An 18,055-nucleotide genomic window follows, 5' to 3' on the forward strand; every position below is an offset into this window, starting at 1 on the left:
TCGGCGTGGTCGGCCTCGCCGTGATGGGGTCCAACCTCGCCCGCAACCTCGCCAGCCGCGAGGGCAACACGGTCGCCGTGTACAACCGCTCCCCCGAGCGCACCGACCTGCTCACCTCGGAGCACCCCGAGGCCGAATTCGTCGCGTCGAAGACGATCGAGGAATTCGTGGCCTCACTGCAGAAGCCGCGCACCGCGATCATCATGGTGCAGGCAGGCAAGGGCACCGACGCCGTCATCAGCCAGCTCTCCGACCTCTTCGAAGAGGGCGACATCATCGTCGACGGCGGAAACGCGCTCTTCACCGACACCATCCGTCGCGAGAAGGCCGTTCGCGAGCGCGGCATCAACTTCGTCGGCGCAGGCATCTCCGGCGGCGAGGAGGGCGCGCTCAACGGACCGAGCATCATGCCCGGCGGATCCGCCGAGGCCTATGAGACGCTCGGCCCGATCCTCGCGTCGATCGCGGCCGTCGCCGAGGGCGAGCCCTGCGTGACCCACGTCGGCACCGACGGTGCGGGGCATTTCGTCAAGATGATCCACAACGGCATCGAGTACGCCGACATGCAGCTCATCGCCGAGGCCTACGACCTGATCCGCCGCGGAACGGGCTACACCCCCGCCCAGATCGCCGACGTCTTCGCCGAGTGGAACAAGGGCGAGCTCGAGAGCTACCTCATCGAGATCACCGCCGAGGTGCTGCGCCAGGTCGACGCCGAGACGGGCCGCCCGCTCGTCGACGTGATCCTCGACCAGGCCGGCTCGAAGGGGACCGGAGTCTGGACCGTGCAGACCGCGCTCGACCTCGGCATCCCCGTTTCGGGCATCGCCGAAGCCGTCTTCGCCCGAGCCCTGTCGTCCAAGCCCGCCCAGCGCGCCGCATCCAGCGACCTGCCCGGCCCCAGCGAGACGGTCGCCGTCGACGACCCGGCCGGCTTCATCGAAGACGTGCGCAAGGCGCTCTACGCGTCGAAGATCATCGCCTACTCGCAGGGCTTCGACGCCATCGTCGCCGGCGCCGAGCACTACGGCTGGGACATCAAGAAGGGCGAGATCGCGAAGATCTGGCGCGGCGGCTGCATCATCCGCGCCCGCTTCCTCAACCGCATCACCGAGGCGTACGCCGAGAACCCGGGCCTCGTCGCCCTGGTCACCGCGCCGTACTTCACCGATGCGATCGCCGGCACGCAGGATGCCTGGCGCCGGGTCGTCGTGAGCGCCGTGCAGGCCGGAATCCCGACCCCCGCGTTCTCGTCGTCGCTCGCCTACTACGACGGGCTGCGCGCAGACCGCCTTCCGGCGTCGATCGTTCAGGGGCAGCGCGACTTCTTCGGGGCGCACACCTACAAGCGCATCGACAAGGAGGGCACGTTCCACACCCTCTGGTCGGGTGACCGCACCGAGATCGAGTCCGAGGGCTCCTCGCACTAGCACCTCTCGTTCCCTGAGCCTGTCGAAGGGCCCCCTTCGACAGGCTCAGGGAACGAAGCCGCTCGGAGTGCAAGACTGGAGGCGATATGTCCTCGTACTCAGACGAACCGGAACTCGAGGGGTACGTGCCGCATGGCGATCGGCCCCTCAGAAGCGAGCGCATGCGCCGGGCGATGCGCATCGTCGTCATCGTCGGTCTGGTCTGTCTCGTGCTCCCCGGCATTCTCACGACCGCGAGTTTCAGCCACGCCACAGCGGAGCGGGCGTGCGCCATCATTGCCCCGTACCAGGACCCCACGACCCAGGGGTCGTCTGCCCACTTCGAGCTGTTCGGCGACGGCGGCCTGGGCTGGCAGTGCTACACGGTGGGAGCCTACGGCGGCGACCGCAATGTCGCGCCGCTCGGGCTCTTCCCCGCCATTCCCACCCGGCCGGAGCCGGGCCAGGTCAGCTGAGGCGGGTCGCGACCTCTCGGGCCGACGGGTTCGTGGCGCTGGAGCCGTCGGGGAAGATCACCGTCGGAACCGTCTGATTGCCGCCATTGAGCGATGCCACCAGCTCGGCGGTGCCGTCGACCTCTTCGATGTTGACCTCGGTGTAGCCGATGCCCTGCTTGTCGAGCTGGCTCTTCAGGCGTGCACAGTAACCGCACCAGGACGTGGAGAACATGGTGATGGTGCCGGCCGCGGGAGTGTAATCCATGCCTGAAAGCCTACGCTCGAATCGAGCTCAGGCGTCCCCGTCGAACATGCTCGTGACGGAGCCGTCTTCGAAGACCTCGTGAATGGCTCGCGCGATCAGCGGAGCGATCGGGAGGATCGTCAGCTTGTCGAAACGCTTGTCGAGAGGCAGGGGAAGCGTGTCGGTGACAACGACCGAGTCGATGAAGTCCGACTGCAGGATCTCGGTGGCCGGGTCGGAGAACACCGCGTGGGTGGCCGCGACGACGACGCTGAGCGCACCGGCCTTCTTCAAAGCCTCGGATGCCGCGACGATCGTGCGGCCGGTGTCGATGAGGTCGTCGACCAGCAGGCAGACACGCCCGCTGACGTCGCCGACGATCTCGTGAACCGAGACCTGATTGGGCACCAGCGGATCGCGGCGCTTGTGGATGATGGCCAGCGGCGCGCCGAGCTTGTCGCTCCAGATGTCGGCGACGCGCACGCGTCCCATGTCGGGCGAGACCACGGTGAGGGTCGACGGGTCGAGCTCGGTGCGCATGTGCGCCATGAGAACGGGCATCGCGAAGAGGTGGTCGACGGGGCCGTCGAAGAATCCCTGGATCTGGGCGGCATGCAGGTCGACCGACATGATGCGATCGGCGCCGGCAGCCTTGAACAGGTCGGCTACGAGTCGGGCCGAGATCGGCTCGCGGCCGCGACCCTTCTTGTCTTGCCGCGCGTAGGGGTAGAAGGGGGCGACGACGGTGATGCGCTTGGCGGATGCCCGCTTCAGGGCGTCGACCATGATGAGCTGCTCCATGAGCCACTCGTTGATGGGCGCGCTGTGCGACTGGATGACGAAGACGTCGGCGCCTCGCACGCTCTCGTCGTAGCGCACGTAGAGCTCGCCGTTGGCGAAGGTGCGGGCGTCGGTCGGAAGAAGGTCGGTGCCGAGTGCGGCCGCGACATCGATCGCGAGCTGTGGGTGGGCGCGTCCGGATGCGACCAGAAGGCGCTTCTCCCCGGTGGAGGTGATGTCCGACAAATTAGTCTCCACTCTGTTCTGACGCACTCTGTTCAGATGCATGCTCGTCTGCGGCGATCGCCGCAGCTGTTCCCGGTCGGTTCGTGGCGACCCAGCCCTCGAGGTTCCGCTGCGGAGCGACGTTGATTGCCAGCGCTCCGGCCGGCACGTCTTTTCGGACGACCGTTCCTGCACCTGTGTACGCTCCGTCACCAATTCTAACGGGGGCGACGAACACGTTGTGCGACCCGGTGCGCACGTGCGACCCGACGATCGTCTTGTTCTTGTTCACGCCGTCGTAGTTCGCGGTGATGGTGCCCGCGCCCACGTTCGACGCGACCCCCACCGTGGTGTCGCCGATGTACGAGAGGTGCGGAACCTTGCTGCCCGCCCCGATGGTCGAGTTCTTCGTCTCGACGAATGTGCCGATCTTGCCGCCGGCCTCGAGGATCGTGTTCGGGCGCAGGTAGGCGAAGGGGCCGACGCTGGCACCGGCACCGATGACCGACAGGGTCGCATCCGTTCGTTTCACCTCGGCGCCCTCGCCGATCTCGCAGTCGACCAGGGTGGTGTCGGGGCCGATGATGGCCCCGGTCGCGATAACGGTCGCGCCCCGGATCTGCGTTCCGGGAAGAATCTCGACATCGTTGGCGATGCTCGCCTTGAGGTCGATCCAGGTGGTGGCCGGGTCGTGCACGGTCACACCCGCCAGCTGCCAGCCGCGCACGATGAGCGCGTTGAGCTTGGCGGCGGCCACGCTCAGCTGCGCACGATCGTTGATGCCTTCGACCAGCCAGGGTTCCGAGACGGGGACCGCGGCGACCTCGGAGCCGGCCGCACGAAGCAGGCCGACGACGTCGGTGAGGTACTTCTCGCCCTGCGAGTTCTGGGTGTCGAGCGAGGCGAGGGTGTCGCGCAGCTCGGACAGCCCGAAGAGGTAGACGCCCGCATTGATCTCGGCGATGGCGAGCTCGGACTCGGACGCGTCGCGGTGCTCGACGATGCTCTGCAGTCGACCGTCGTTGTCGCGAACGATGCGACCGTAGCCCGTGGCGTCGTCGAGGAAGGCCGACAACAGCGTCGCCGACGACGAACCGGCGCGGTGCGACTCGATGAGGGCCGTGAGCGTCGCCGCGTCGAGCAGGGGCACGTCGCCGTTGACGACGAGGACCTCTCCGGTGAAGTCGGCGGGGAGGGCTGCGACGGCCTGTTCGACCGCTCGACCCGTTCCGGGAACCTCGTCCTGGTCGACGATCATTCCGCCGGGCAGCTGCTCGTCGATCACCTCGGCCAGCTGATCGCGCTCGTGACGAACGACGGCGACCGTGTATGCGGCATCCATTTCACGGGCGGTGGCGAGCACATGGCTCACGATCGGGATACCCGCGAGGGTGTGCAGCAGCTTGGGCTTGGCGGACTTCATGCGCGTGCCCTGGCCTGCAGCCAGGATCACGATGGCCAGGTGGGAATCGGTCAATGCTCTGCTCCGTTTTCTGGCTGCGGCGCGACGTCCATCGTCGTCCGCGGTGCGGTGTGCGTCGCCTCAACGATACCGGCAGCGGGCTCGCCGATGCTGCACGTGGGCGGTGCGCGCGAGGGTCGCGGCGAGGCATACTTGCGCTATGACACGAGGAGTCGGCCCTCTGGCCATGGCGCTCGGCATCCTGCTTCTGGCCGGATGCTCGGCCGACGGCGCACCGGCCCCGCGCGAGACGGGTACGGTCCAGGATGGCGCGGCCGCCGAGGACTCGCGCCCCGTGATTGCCCCCGGCACCACGGCCGCCACCGGTGCATTCGTCGACACGTCGGCCGTGACCGGTTCCGTGTCGATCCGGGTGAACGACACCGGCATCTTCGAGCTCGTCGTGACCGATCTGGTGGTGCCGGATTCCTCCGCCGTGCAGTTCACACTCACGGCCGACGCTCTCTCCCCCGATGAGCAATGTCTCGACTCCGACTGGCGTTTCGGCCTCGGCCAGGCGGAGCAGGGTCACGATCCGTCAGTTCCCCTGGTGTTCCCCATCGGCGGCAGCGACGGCATCGGCCAGGGCGATCTCTCGTTTATCCGCGAGGTCGTCGTCACCCGCGCGGCCTCCGGGGACGCTCCAGACAAGGCCTGCCCCATCCCGCTGCTCTCCCACGCTCCCCTCGTGTGGAGCATCCCCGATCTGCGCCCCGGCCTCGAGGTCGTCGACTCCGGACCGGTCACGGGCGCAATGGGCACAGTGACGCTCGCCGGCGCAGAGCCGGCTGCCTACACCGTCGCTCAGGGAGACACACTCGCCGCCGTGGCGGATCGCTTCGGCATCGCCCTCGACGACCTCTTCTATCTGAACCCGCGACGCTCCCCGAACCCCGAGGACTCGCACGCCTTCACCGGCGAAGTTCTCAACCTGTCTCGCACGAACCGCTGACGTCAACCGGCGCCGACCCGGCGTTCGGGGGCGTTTCGGGGCGCGCGAAAGCGCGGAGCGTGCCCGCTCGAGCGTTCGGGTGGTCTGCGGAGTGACCTCGATACGCGGTGCTCGTTCCTCGCGCCGCTACTCGATCGGCGCAGTGATGAGTGTCGGTCGCGCCTACTCCTCGGGCAGCACTGGGTGGAATCCGGGCGCGCTGCATCGTCGACGCTCGACGGAGGCGCTCTCGTCGACCCTGCGTCGCTCGAGTGGGTAGCCCTTCGACAGGGTCAGGGAACGGTGCGGCTGTTCTCGTCTCCTTTGCGTGCGTCGACGAGGCTTTGCCCTTCGACAAGCTCGAGGAACGGGGCGGTTGTTCTCGTTTCCCTTGCGTTGGTCGACGAGGCTTTGCCCTTCGACAAGCTCAGGGAACGAGGCGGCGGTTCTCGTGTCCCCTGCGTTGGTCGAGTAGGCCGCTTGCGGCCATATCGAGACCCCGGGTGTGGTGGTTAGAAGGGGCAGTCGGCGAGGTCCTCCTCCGGGGGTGTCACGTTCTGTGTGGCGGCTTTGATCAGGGCCTTGGGTGCGGGCCGCATCCGGCCTTCGGGCCGGACTGTGTAGATGTGCCCTGCGGGTGAGGTGGCGGTGAGGGTGTCGTCTCCGTTCTGGACGAACTGCCACCTCGTGTGGTGTTTCGCCCGGTGGTGGCCTGGGCTGAGTGGTGCCAGATTCTCTGGGATGGTGCCTCCGCCGTAGGCGTGGTCCTCGGTGTGGTCCATGTCTGCCTGCTCGGATGGAACCGTGCATCCCGGGAACACGCATTCCGGGTGCACCAGCCGGGCGTGATCGATCATCGCCGCGGTCGGCCGGTAGTCCCGGGGGTCGGTAGCCAGTATCCGCCCCGTGATCGGGTCGGTCAGGATCCTCCGCCACGACGTCGCGTCCGCGGTCAACTGGGCGGCGGTGGCGGGGTCGATGGGCCCGTACCCGCGAAGGATCGCCGCCTCGTCACCAATACCGAGGAGTGTCATCGCGGGAACCATGACGTGCACCCGTCCGCGGATTCCGCGGGTGGCCCCAGGGACCGACAGTTCTGCGTTGAGGAGCAGGTCGGTGAGGACATCGACCTTCAGGTGCCCCATNGGGCCAACAGGGTGAGTTGAGCCATGCCATCCGCTGCTGGGTCGATATAGATGCGTCGTGTCCCCGCCGCTTTCTCTGCCCGCTGGACCGCGGTCGACGGTTGGGCGAGTTCGACCTCGTGGCGGGCCTTCTTCTCGAGCTGCTTCGGATTCACCTCCGCCGCGAGCACCGCCAGGCGGGTGTCATASAGAGAAAGCGCCTCGCCCTCTAACCCGTCCGCGTGCTTCGCGATGACCTCCGCGTGCTCCCACGACACCGAACCCGCAGCCACCGCCGCCAGGGTTGCCGGGAGCCGGTCAACGAGGGCTGTGCTGGTGTCGACCAGGACCGCGGTTCGGTGTTCGGTGCGGCGGGTCATGAGGGCGAGTTCGGTGACGAGCTCGATGCGTTCGACCCGGGCGGCGGACCAGATCGGACCGGCTGTGGACGTGTCAACGGGTGCCTGGCGATGGAGCTCGCGGGCGGCGTCGGTGACGCGTCTGGCCCTGACTGCGGATAGGCGGGCTATCTGCGTGTCGAGGGCGGCGACCTCATCGAGCGCGACCAGGTACGGGTCGGGCTCGGAGGGTGGGCTTTCGAATGTCATGGGACAAGTCAAACAGTGACCACCGACATCGGGTCGGAACGAGCATTCGATGCTTGACCAGCGGAAACGGCTGTGGATAAGTGTCGTTGGGCTTGGGCTGTGGAGGAGGAGTCGTGGCCTGGTGGGGTGCCCTTCGACAGGCTCAGGGAACGGGTCTCGACCGAACGGGGGTGCCCTTCGACAGGCTCAGGGAGCGGGTCTCGATACGTGCGCAGGGGCGGCAGAGGGCCGGCGCGCACATGTCCCCCGTGAGGGGGATGCGGGTGTCGGAGGCCTCCCCCTAGGGTTGAATCCACGAGCCGGGCTCGCAGCACTGCGGCTCGATTGTCCATCGCAAGACGGAAAGCAGGCGCCATGTCACTGACAGACCCAGCACAGACCGACCCAGCCCAGACCTCTCCCGCCCAGGCCGACCCGGCCCAGGTTCTCCCCCGGGTCAAGGATGCCCATGGCCCGGCCCTCGAGATCCGGGGCCTCACGAAGCGTTTCGGCGCCAAGGTCGCCGTCGACAACCTGTCGCTGACCGTGCCGTCGGGCTCGTTCTACGGCCTCGTCGGCCCCAACGGAGCGGGAAAGACGACCACGCTCTCGATGGCGACGGGCCTCATGAGACCCGATGCGGGCGACATCGTCATCCACGGCGTGAACGTGTGGCACGACCTGCTGAAGGCGAAGCGCCTGGTCGGTGTGCTCTCCGACGGGGTGCGGCTCTTCGACCGCCTCACCGGAACGCAGCTCGTGACCTACGCCGGACTGCTCAGCGGAATGGACCGCGCGACCGTGGCCGAGCGCACGAACGACCTGCTCAACCTGCTCGACCTCGAATCGGCCGGCGGCACCCTCGTGGTCGACTACTCCGCCGGAATGACCAAGAAGATCGCCCTGGCCTGCGCCCTCGTGCACGCACCGAGCCTGCTCGTGCTCGACGAGCCGTTCGAGTCGGTCGACCCCGTTTCTGCCGCGAACATCCGCGACATCCTCGACGGCTTCGTGAAGTCGGGAGGCACCGTGATCGTGTCGAGCCACGCCATGGACCTGGTGCAGCGCATGTGCGACCACGTCGCCGTGATCGCCCAGGGCCGAGTGCTCGCCGCGGGCACCACAGAAGAGGTGCGCCAGGGCTCCACGCTCGAAGACCGCTTCGTCGACCTCGTCGGAGGACGCCGCACAGGAGAGGGACCGGAATGGTTGCGACTCTCGTAAAACTGCGCTTTCTCATTCTCGCGAACAGCCTGAAGGGAAAGCCCTGGCAGATCGTCGCCGTGGTGATCGGCGCACTCTACGGAATCGGTGTGCTCTTCGGCGCGGTGATCGGGCTCAGCGCCCTGAGCCTCGCCCCCACCGAACTGGCGCGCACCATCACGGTGCTGGCCGGTGCCGCGACGATACTCGGCTGGATCGTGCTCTCGCTCATCGGGCCCGGAACCGACCAGACGGTCGAACCCTCGCGGCTCGCGATCTTCCCGATTCCCCTGAACAAACTCGTGCTCGCCCTCGCCGTCAGCGGCGTCCTCGGCGTTCCCGGAATCGTCACCTCGATCGCCGCCCTCTCTACAGCTGTGACGTGGTGGGCGCATCCACTCGCCGCCCTGGCGGCCGTCGTGTGCGCCGTGATCGGTGTGTTCACGTGCGTCGTCGGCTCGCGGGCCGTCACCGCTCTGAGCACGGGGCTCGGCTCCGGCCGTCGCTTCCGCGAGGCCAAGGGAATCCTGATCTTCATCCCCCTGATCCTTCTCGGCCCGATCATGATCGGTCTCACCGCGCTGGTGCGCGGGTCTCTGGATGCCCTCCCCGGCATCGCAGACATCGTCGCGTGGACGCCGCTCGGCGCGATCTGGTCGGTTCCCGGCTACATCGTCGAGGGGAATGGCGGCCGGGCCGCGGCCGGATTCGCCATCGGTCTCGCGACCCTCGCCATCCTGACCCTCGTCTGGCGGGCGAGCCTGCGGCACGCTCTTGAGAACCCCGCCCGTGCGTCGTCGCCCACGAAGAACGGAACCCGCAAGCTCGGTCTCTTCGGCGTGTTCCCGGCCACGCCCTGGGGTGCCGTCGCCGCGCGGGCACTCACGTACTGGCTGCGCGATCCGCGCTACGCGCAGTCGCTCATCGTCATTCCGCTGGTGCCCGTTCTGCTCTTCGTGTACTCGGGCAACATGGGCAGCAATGGCGTGATCAACGCGCTCGGCCCGGTTGTGGCGCTGCTGCTGGCGCTGTCGATCTTCACCGATATCTCGTACGACAACACCGCCTTCGCGCTGCACCTGTCGACGGGAGTCTCGGGGCGCGACGACAGACTCGGTCGCGTGATCGCCCTCGGCGTCTTCGCCGTTCCCGTCTCGGTGCTGCTGACGATCGCCTCGGTCTGGTTCACGAATTCGTGGCAGGTGCTGCCCGGTCTGCTGGGCATGGTGGTCGGCCTGCTGCTCTCGGGTTTCGCGCTGTCGTCGGTCATTTCCGGCAGGTTCGCTTTTCCCGTTCCCGCGCCGGGCGAGAGCCCGTTCAAGGCGCGGCCGGGCGGTGGCTTCATGCTGACCCTCTCGACCTTCGCCACGTGGGGCGGCCTCATCGTGCTCGTGCTGCCCGAGTCGGTTCTGGCCATCGTCGGCTTCGTCACGGGCGAGGCGATCTACGGCTGGCTCGCCCTGGTCGTGGCGTTGGTTCTGGGCTCCGTCATGCTCGTGATCGGAGTGCGCTGGGGCGGATCGATCCTCGACCAGCGCGGACCCGAGCTGCTCGTCGAGCTGCAGTCCAACAAGTAGCTGCAGTCCAACAAGTAGTTGCAGTCCAAAAGTAGGCGAGCAGTACTCTCGAGGCATGCACGGCACCATCGACTCGCTCTATCGCTACCCGGTTAAGGGGCTCACTCCCGAGCACCTCGACCGGGTAGCGCTCGAGGCGGGCCGGGCGTTTCCGGCCGACAGGCTGTTCGCCCTGGCCAAGCCCACGGGCGCCTACGACGCCGTGAACTTCGTTCCCCTGTCGAAGCGCGAGTACTTCGTGCTGCTCAACACCGACCGGCTGGCCGGCCTCGCCGCGAGCTATGACCCGGCGAGCCGCACGATGCGCGTGACGGTGCAGGGGCATCCGGTGCTCGAGGCAGACTTCGCCACGGCCGAAGGACGCGCCGAGTTCGTCGAGCTGTATGCCCGAGTCGCCGACCTGCCCGACGGCGTGCGGCCCGTGCTGGCCGAACAGCCGGGCTACAACTTCACCGACAACGCGAACGACGGCCCGCGCATGATGAACACGATCTCGCTCATCAATCGCGCATCCATTCGCGACCTCGAGCAGAGAATTGGGCGCGAGCTCGACCCTCTGCGCTTTCGAGCCAACGTCTACCTCGAGGGCCTCGAGCCGTGGGCCGAGCGGCAATGGATCGGCCGCGAGCTGCAGCTCGGCGGCTCCGGCGAGCTCGGCGGCTCCGGCGGCGTGACCGTGCGGGTGGTCGAGGAGACCGAGCGCTGCGCCGCCACCGAGGTCGACCCCACGACCGCCCGCCGCGACGTGCCCGTGGTGCGGCTGCTGCACGAGAACTACGGCCACGAGATCATGGGCGTGTTCGCCGAGGTGCTCTCGGCCGGTGAGCTCGCCGTCGGCGACGCGGTGTCGGTGCGCGAGGAGACGGCGGCATGACCGACGACGAGACGGTCATCGTCTCGGCCCGCCGGATGCTCACGGCCGACGTGTGCGAGTTCGAGTTGCGTCGCGCAGACGGCGGGCTGTTCGAACCGGCCGAGCCGGGATCCCACATCACGGTGCACACCCCCTCCGGCGAGGCCCGCAGCTACTCGCTGACAGCGGATGTGAGCGACCGCAGCCGCCGGGTGATCGCGGTGCGTCGCGACGAGAACGGCCGCGGCGGCTCGCGCAGCATGGTCGACGAGGTTCACGACGGCGACGAGCTCGTGATCTCCGCCGCACGCAACGACTTCGACCTGGTGGATGCCCCGTCGTACCTGCTCGTGGCGGCGGGCATCGGAATCACCCCGATTCGGGCCATGCTGATCGAGCTGCTCCGTCGCGGGGTCACGGATGTCCGGCTCGTCTACCTGAGTCGCTCGCGCGACGAGACGCCCTATCTGGAGGAGATAACAGAGCTGATCGAGCCGACCGCGGCCGGTGCCGAGCGCTCGATCACCCTGCACCACCGCACCCTCCAGGGCGCCTTCGACTGGTGGCCGCTGCTCGAGGCGCCCGGGGAGCGCCACCTCTACGTCTGCGGACCCGAGCCGCTGCAGAACGAACTGCGAGCACTCACAATGCACTGGCGCCCGAGCCGGGTGCACATGGAGGACTTCGCCGGAGTCTCCGCGTTCGGCGAGATCAGCCTTCCGTTCGAGGTCAACTGGCAGCCCACGGGAGCCCGCATCCCCGTGCCCGGCGACCAGACGATGCTGGCCGCCCTCGAGGGTGCCGGCATCGACGTCGACAGCTCCTGCGGCAGCGGAACGTGCGGAACCTGCCGGCTCAGGCTCGTCGAGGGCGAGGCCGATCACCGCGACGTCGTGCTCACCGAGGGCGAGCGGGCGCACTTCGTGATGCCGTGCGTTTCGAGGGCCGCGGGCGAACGTCTGGTCGTCGCTCCCCTGTGATGCAGCCCCCAGGAGTGGGGTGGCATGGGGAGTTCTCCCCATTTACTCTCGGTAGTGTCCCCGTGCTTGAATGTCCCGGTGCCCCTGTGCCCACTTCATGGGGTGCGCGACGTTCATAAATGACTCGACCGACGTGAAGATGAGGACCGTGTGAGGCTGTTCGAGGCACTGCGCCGCCGCAAGGCGACTGCTGCGTCGGTGGCGACCGTCACGGTCTTCTCGCTCGCGGTCACCACCATGGCGTTCCTGTACCAGGGAGTCACCACCGCCGACGTCGAGCTCAACGACGGCGGCGTCTGGGTCACGAAGCCCTCGGGTCTCCTCGTGGGCCACCTCAACTACCAGGCCCAGCTGCTCGACGGCGGCCTGAAGATGACGTCGAGCGACTTCGACATCCTGCAGCACGACGAGACCGTCATCACCGTCGATAACGCCACCGGATCGCTGGCGCCCATCGACCCCGTGTCGGTGACACTGGGCAATGCCGTGGCGCTGCCGGCCGAGTCATCCGTCACGATGGGCGGCAATACGCTCGCCGTCGTCGACGACAAGACCGGCGACCTCTTCACCACCCGCGCCAACGACGTGGCCAACTTCCTTCCCGACCCCGAGAAGCCGCAGCTCGCCCTCGGCTCCGGCGCGTCCGCCACGGTGGATGTCGATGGCGGGGTTCACGCGCTGTCGCCCGCGTCTGGCGAGATGGTCACCATCGCGCTCGACGAAAACGGCGTGCCGCTCGAACCCGTCACCAACGGGTTCCCCGAAACCGAGGAAGACGCCGCGCTCACCATGACGACCGTGGGCGACGACGCCGTGGTCTTCGACTCGGCCAACGGCATCGCCTACCTGCCGGGCGGCAAGAAGGTCGAGGTCGCCGACTCGACCGGCGGCGTGCTGCAGGAGACCGGCCCCGAGTCCGACGCGGTGCTCATCAGCACCGACACCTCGCTCATCCGCCAGCCCCTCGACGGCGGCGCGGCCACCGCGACGTCGGCCGGAAAGCCGGGCAAGCCGGCCGCTCCGGTCTACCTCGCCGGATGCGCGTACGCCGCCTGGGCCATCTCGAACGCCTACCTGCGCGATTGCACCGGCGACGACAAAGACGTGCAGACCACGATCGACGGTCTCACCGCGCAGGCCCAGCTCGTCTTCCGCGTCAACCGCAACGTCGTCGTTCTCAACGACCTGACCTCGGGTGCCGTCTGGCTCGTCAACCAGGACATGAAGAAGGTCGAGAACTGGGACGACATCGTTCCTCCGCCGGACGAGAACGAGACCGAAGAAGAAGACGACAGCACCGAAGAGGAGCTGCAGGTCATCCTGCCCGAGCGCAGCGACGAGAACACTCCGCCGATCGCCGAAGACGACCAGCTCGGTGTGCGGGCCGGCCGCACCGTCGTGCTGCCCGTGCTCGACAACGACTCCGACCCCGACGGCGACGTTCTCACCGCCACGCTGAAGGGCTCGCAACCCTCGATCGGCGAGGTGCAGCCCATTCTCGGGGGCGTGGCCATGCAGGTCATCGTCGACCCCGACGCATCCGGAACCGGCACATTCACCTACACGGCCGACGACGGCCGGGGCGGCACGGCGGATGCGACGGTGACGTTGACCGTCAAGGCTCCCGGCACGAACGAGGCGCCGGTTCAGAAGCGCGTTCCGAAACAGCTATGCGAGGTCGGATCGACCTGCTCCTACAACCTTCTTCCCGACTGGATCGACCCGGACGGCGACGACATGTTCGTGCGCTCCGCGACCGCCGACGGGGCGAACCAGATCCAGTTCCGGGCCGACGGAGAGCTCACGATCACCGTGCTCGACCCCGACGCCGGTCGCAAGAACGTGACCGTGGTCGTCTCCGACGGCGTGACCGACACCGAGGGCACGGTGGCCTTCCAGGTGAGCGAGTCGGGAACGCTCCTTCCCGTCACCAACGCCGACCATGTCGTGACTCGGGCCGGACAGCAGGTCACCATCTCGCCGATGTCGAACGACTACGCCCCCAGCGGCGCCCCGTTGCGTCTCGCGAAGGTGAATCCGGTTCCGGGCGCCGAGATCACGCCCGACTACACGACGGGAACCTTCGACTTCACGGCAGCCGCGCCCGGCGACTACTACGTTCAGTACCTCGTCACAGACGGGCCCAAGACTGCTCCGGGAATCGTGCGCGTCACGGTCGTCGGAGACACCACGGCCGACCAGGCGCCCATCGCGGTACGCGACGTGGCGCTGCTCACCAAGGGTCGCTCCGTGCTCACCGACGTGCTCGCGAACGACTTCGACCCCGCCGGCGGCATCCTCGCGGTGCAGTCCGTGCAGGTTCCCGAAGGGCTCGGCGTGAGCGTCGAGGTTCTCGAGCACCAGATCCTGCGCATCACCGACACGGGCATCTCCGAGCCGGCGAGCATCAGCTACACCGTGACCAACGGGGTGAAGTCGGCCAAGGGTGAGGTCTTCATCGTTCCGATCCCCGCCCCTGAGAAGCTGCTGCCTCCGGTGGCCACAGACGACACGGTTACCGTGCGGGCAGGCGACGTCGCGACGATTCCCGTGCTCGACAACGACTATTCGCCCAACGGCGACACGATCACGCTGGCGCCCGCCCTCATCGCTCCACTGATCGACCCCGCCGACGGCGACATGTTCGTCGCTCAAGACGCGCTGCGCTTCAAGGCCGGGCCCGTGGCCAAGACCGTCCACGCCACCTACGAGGTCGTCGACAGCCAGGGCCAGCGCGATGCCGGCTACGTGACGATCCAGATCGTGGCCAACGACGAGGGAGCGAACTCGCCGCCCCGCCCGCGCGACGTCACGGTGCGGGCCCTCGAGGGCACGACCGTGCGCATCCCGATTCCCCTCGACGGCATCGACCCCGACGGCGACTCCGTGCAGCTCATCGGCCAGGGCGATGCCCCCACCAAGGGCCGCATCACCGAGGTCGGGCAGTCGTGGCTGCAGTACGAGGCCTACCCGACGTCCGTCGGAACAGACGCGTTCACCTACACCGTGCGCGACCGCAAGGGAGCCGAGGCCTCGGCCACCGTGCTCGTGGGCATCGTTCCCTCGTCGAGCGCGAACCAGCGGCCCTACGCCGTGAAGGACACGGTCTCGGTGCGTCCTGGACGCACCGTCGCGGTCGACGTTCTCGCGAACGACTCCGACCCCGACGGCGACCCCATCGCCATCCGGGAGAACGGTCTCGAGGTACCCGAGGGTGTCACCGGCGAGATCGACCGCGGACGCGTCACCGTGACCGCGCCCAAGACTGCCGGCGACTACCCGGTGCAGTACACGATCGTCGACCAGTACGGCGCCACCGCCGTGGGCCAGCTGCTCGTATCGGTGAGCCCGGATGCTCCGCTGCAGGCCCCGATCGCCCGGGACGACCTCGTGCTGGTCGCCGACGTGGTGGGTCGCACGACCACAGACGTCGACGTGAAGAAGAACGACGACGATCCCGACGGCACCATCGACGCACTCGACGTGTCGGTGACCAGCGGAACGGCCACCGTGCGCGGCAACGGCGAGTTGCGCATCCCGCTCACGCCCGAGTCTCAGATCATCACCTACACCGTCACCGACGTCGACGGCCAGAAGGCCTCCGCGTTCGTGTTCGTGCCCGGCCTCGAGGGCGCGCATCCGGCCCTGAAGGCGGGAACCAAGCCCATCGTCGTGAACAGCGGCGAGACCATCAGCGTGCCCCTCTCCGACTACGTCGTGACCGGCAACGGCGAGCCCGCGCGCATCACTCAGGCCGACAAGGTGGCCGTCTCGCACGGCAACGGCTCGAGCCTGGTGACCGACGCCACCACCTTGAGCTACACCTCGGCCGACGGCTACTACGGCCCCGACGCGCTGAGCTTCGAGGTGACCGACGGCACCGGGCCAGACGATCCCGAGGGCAAGAAGTCGACCCTCGTGATTCCGATCACCGTCGTGTCGACCACCAACGTGTCGCCCACCATGAGCGGCGGGGCTGTCAACGTGGAGCCAGGCGGCGACGAGGTCGAACTCAACCTGCGCACGCTCGCGCGGGATCCGGACGATGGCGACCTGAAGAAGCTCGTCTTCACGGTCGTCGGGCCGACGGCCCAGGGCATCACCGCATCGGTGTCGGACAACCAGACCCTCAAGGTGAAGGCCGCGGGCAACGCGGCGAAGGGCGACTCGCCCATCCAGATCGAGGTCACCGACGGCCAGAGCGAGCCCGGTACGGGAACCGTGACGGTGACCGTTCTCACGTCGACGCGGGCGTTGCCCAGCGCCACCGACGACGTGATCCCGCAGGCCAACCAGGGCGAGACCCGCACGGTCGACGTCCTGTCGAACGACTTCAACCCCTACCCCGAGAACCCGTTGTCGATCATCGAGGCCGTCGTCGAGACGGGCGATGGAGTGGCCAGCCCCGACGGCGGCCAGGTGAGCGTGACGCCGGCCGCCGACTTCGTGGGCACCATGGTGGTGCGCTACCGCATCGCCGACTCGACCGGCGACCCGGCCCGCCAGGCCGACGGGCGCATCCGGCTCACCGTGCAGGGCAAGCCCGACGCGCCGGCCACGCCGAGCGTCACGAGCATCCAGGACCGCACCGTCGTGCTCTCGTGGACCCCGCCGGTGAACAATGGCTCGCCCATCACGACGTACACCGTCACCTCGCCGCAGGGGTACTCGAAGCAGTGCGCGTCGACCACCTGCACGCTCGACGGCCTCACCAACGACGTGGAGTACACCTTCACGGTCACCGCGACCAACGGCGTCGGCGAGTCCGACCCGTCGCCCTCGTCGGCCGTGGCCAGACCGGATGCCCGCCCCGACCGCCCGGCGCCGCCGACGCTGGTCTTCGGCGACAAGAGCCTCACGGTCAACTGGGTCACGCCATCCACGCCCGGATCGGCCGTGACCTCGTACAACCTCGAGATCTCGCCGGCCCCGGCACGCGGAGCGATTCAGAAGACCGGTGTCACGGGCAACTCCGTGGTCTGGGAAGGCCTGGAGAACGGCGTCGCGTACCAGGTGCGGGTGCAGGCCGTGAACCGTGCGCCCGACCCGAGCGACTGGTCGACGTACTCGGCGACCGAGATTCCGGCAGGCAAACCGGATGCTCCGGGTGCGCCGTCGACGACGCCGTCGACCGCCGTGGGTGGCCAGGCCCAGATCACCGTGTCGTGGAACGCGCCGTTCGCCAACGGCGACGCCGTGGCCAGCTACACGCTCGAGACGCTCAAGGGCGGCGCGGTTGTGAACACCCTGCCCGGCATCACGAGCACGAGTGCGAATGTCGTGGTCGCAGTGGATACGACGGACTACACGTTCCGCGTCTCCGCCCTGAACAAGGCAGGAACATCCGATCCCAGTCCGCAATCCGCGCCGCGTCGCGCGGCCGTCGCGCCGGCAGCGCCTTCGGGCGTGACGATAGCCCCGGCAGACCAGGCCGTAACCGTGAGCTTCGGCGACGCTGCCGGCAACGGGTCGACCCAGGATGAGCTGACCTACCGCTATCGGGTCAATCAGACCGGTGCCGAGGGAGTCATCGCTCGTGGTGGCGGGACCATCGGCGGCCTCTCCAACGGCACGTCGTACACCGTGAACATCTGGGCGACCTCGAATGTCGAGGGTGTGCAGCCCGGTGCCGAGACCGGCTCGAACGCGGCCGTTCCTTACGGAAAGCCGAACCAGCCGGGCGCGAGCGCGACCCAGAATCCGACGAGCGTCACGCTGAGCTGGAGCACGCCCGCCGCAAACGGTCGCGCCATCGTCGAGACCGCTATCTCGATCGACGACGGTAACTTCACTCCTGTCGCCGCGTCGGGCAGCCAGACCGTGGGCAACGGCTACTCGGAGAATCACAAAATCGTCGTCAGGATCACCGATGAAGCAGGCCAGACGGCCGTCAACGATGCGTCGGCGACGAGCGGCAAGAAGCCCGACCGCAAGGTGTACCTGTCGGCCGCGGGCACCTGCCCGGAGATCTCGGGCTGCCGCCGTATGCACGTCGACGTCGAGAATTTCAACCCGAATGAGCACGTGACCTGCGTCTGGGAAGCTGCGGCCAACACGCTCGAATTCGACGCCGACGGCAACGGAAACGGTGGAGCGACGAGCCCCTACTGGTACACGCAGGCGGGTTCGGCCGGCTTCACGATCGCCGACCAGGCGAAGAAGATGAAGTGCAATGGCATCGAGCCGATACCCAGATAACCGGGTGCGCCGCGCCCGTGATCG

General features: G+C 67.9%; 12 protein-coding genes and 1 pseudogene. 8 read left to right on the forward strand and 5 right to left on the reverse strand.

The features are described from left to right. The first annotated feature begins 23 nt into the window (after positions 1–23). Complete coding sequence (gene gndA, locus ASF06_RS12640; RefSeq protein ID WP_055948466.1) at positions 24–1,430, forward strand: NADP-dependent phosphogluconate dehydrogenase; 1,407 nt, start codon at positions 24–26, stop codon at positions 1,428–1,430. 86 nt (positions 1,431–1,516) lie between these two features. Then, positions 1,517–1,885 carry a hypothetical protein gene (locus ASF06_RS12645; RefSeq protein WP_055930308.1) on the forward strand — a complete coding sequence of 123 codons (369 nt, stop codon included), beginning with the start codon at positions 1,517–1,519 and terminating at the stop codon, positions 1,883–1,885. On the opposite strand, the gene ASF06_RS12650 is transcribed toward ASF06_RS12645, so the two are convergent. Genes ASF06_RS12650 through glmU form a run of 3 tightly spaced genes read right to left on the reverse strand, consistent with a single transcriptional unit; the run spans position 1,878 to position 4,593 of the window. After that, positions 1,878–2,132, reverse strand: coding sequence for a mycoredoxin (locus ASF06_RS12650; RefSeq protein ID WP_055947603.1), 255 nt, complete (start codon positions 2,130–2,132; stop codon positions 1,878–1,880). The two genes, ASF06_RS12645 and ASF06_RS12650, sit on opposite strands and share 8 nt — an antisense overlap. Positions 2,133–2,159: 27 nt before the next feature. Next, a complete protein-coding gene (locus tag ASF06_RS12655; protein WP_055947607.1) occupies positions 2,160–3,137 on the reverse strand; it encodes a ribose-phosphate diphosphokinase in 978 nt (325 codons plus the stop codon). Position 3,138: 1 nt separating this feature from the next. Further along, the gene (gene glmU / locus ASF06_RS12660) at positions 3,139–4,593 is read right to left on the reverse strand and encodes a bifunctional UDP-N-acetylglucosamine diphosphorylase/glucosamine-1-phosphate N-acetyltransferase GlmU (protein ID WP_055947611.1); all 1,455 of its coding nucleotides are present in this window, start codon (positions 4,591–4,593) and stop codon (positions 3,139–3,141) included. A 145-nt stretch (positions 4,594–4,738) separates the two neighbouring features. Here glmU and ASF06_RS12665 point away from each other — a divergent pair, with 145 nt between their 5' ends. Continuing rightward, positions 4,739–5,530 carry a LysM peptidoglycan-binding domain-containing protein gene (locus ASF06_RS12665; RefSeq protein WP_157439201.1) on the forward strand — a complete coding sequence of 264 codons (792 nt, stop codon included), beginning with the start codon at positions 4,739–4,741 and terminating at the stop codon, positions 5,528–5,530. Between the two features lie 491 nt (positions 5,531–6,021). Here the strand turns inward: ASF06_RS12665 and ASF06_RS12670 are convergent. Together ASF06_RS12670 and ASF06_RS20215 are read right to left on the reverse strand one after the other, a co-directional pair. Beyond that, a partial coding sequence (locus tag ASF06_RS12670; protein WP_055947616.1) for an HNH endonuclease signature motif containing protein occupies positions 6,022–6,654 on the reverse strand: 633 nt, incomplete at its 5' end. A 1-nt stretch (position 6,655) separates the two neighbouring features. Further along, positions 6,656–7,241: pseudogene (locus tag ASF06_RS20215) on the reverse strand (DUF222 domain-containing protein); the annotation flags it as partial. Positions 7,242–7,595: 354 nt separating this feature from the next. Here ASF06_RS20215 and ASF06_RS12680 point away from each other — a divergent pair. The 5 genes from ASF06_RS12680 (at position 7,596) to ASF06_RS12700 (ending at position 18,031) form a co-directional block, all read left to right on the forward strand. Next, positions 7,596–8,444, forward strand: a complete 849-nt coding sequence (locus ASF06_RS12680; RefSeq protein WP_082500925.1) for an ABC transporter ATP-binding protein — start codon at positions 7,596–7,598, stop codon at positions 8,442–8,444. Then, on the forward strand, positions 8,426–10,000 hold the full coding sequence (locus ASF06_RS12685; protein ID WP_055947624.1) for a hypothetical protein: 1,575 nt from the start codon (positions 8,426–8,428) through the stop codon (positions 9,998–10,000). The genes ASF06_RS12680 and ASF06_RS12685 overlap by 19 nt, the downstream gene beginning before the upstream one ends. Positions 10,001–10,055: 55 nt before the next feature. Then, on the forward strand, positions 10,056–10,874 hold the full coding sequence (locus ASF06_RS12690; protein WP_055947628.1) for an MOSC domain-containing protein: 819 nt from the start codon (positions 10,056–10,058) through the stop codon (positions 10,872–10,874). Further along, positions 10,871–11,833 (forward strand): PDR/VanB family oxidoreductase, encoded by a 963-nt coding sequence (locus ASF06_RS12695; protein WP_055947632.1) that lies wholly within the window; start codon positions 10,871–10,873, stop codon positions 11,831–11,833. The genes ASF06_RS12690 and ASF06_RS12695 overlap by 4 nt, the downstream gene beginning before the upstream one ends. Before the next feature lie 150 nt (positions 11,834–11,983). Next, positions 11,984–18,031: an Ig-like domain-containing protein gene (locus ASF06_RS12700; RefSeq protein ID WP_055947636.1), complete on the forward strand. Its 6,048-nt coding sequence runs from the start codon at positions 11,984–11,986 to the stop codon at positions 18,029–18,031. Positions 18,032–18,055: the final 24 nt, after the last annotated feature.

The organism is Agreia sp. Leaf244, assembly GCF_001422695.1.
Taxonomy (GTDB): domain Bacteria; phylum Actinomycetota; class Actinomycetes; order Actinomycetales; family Microbacteriaceae; genus Agreia.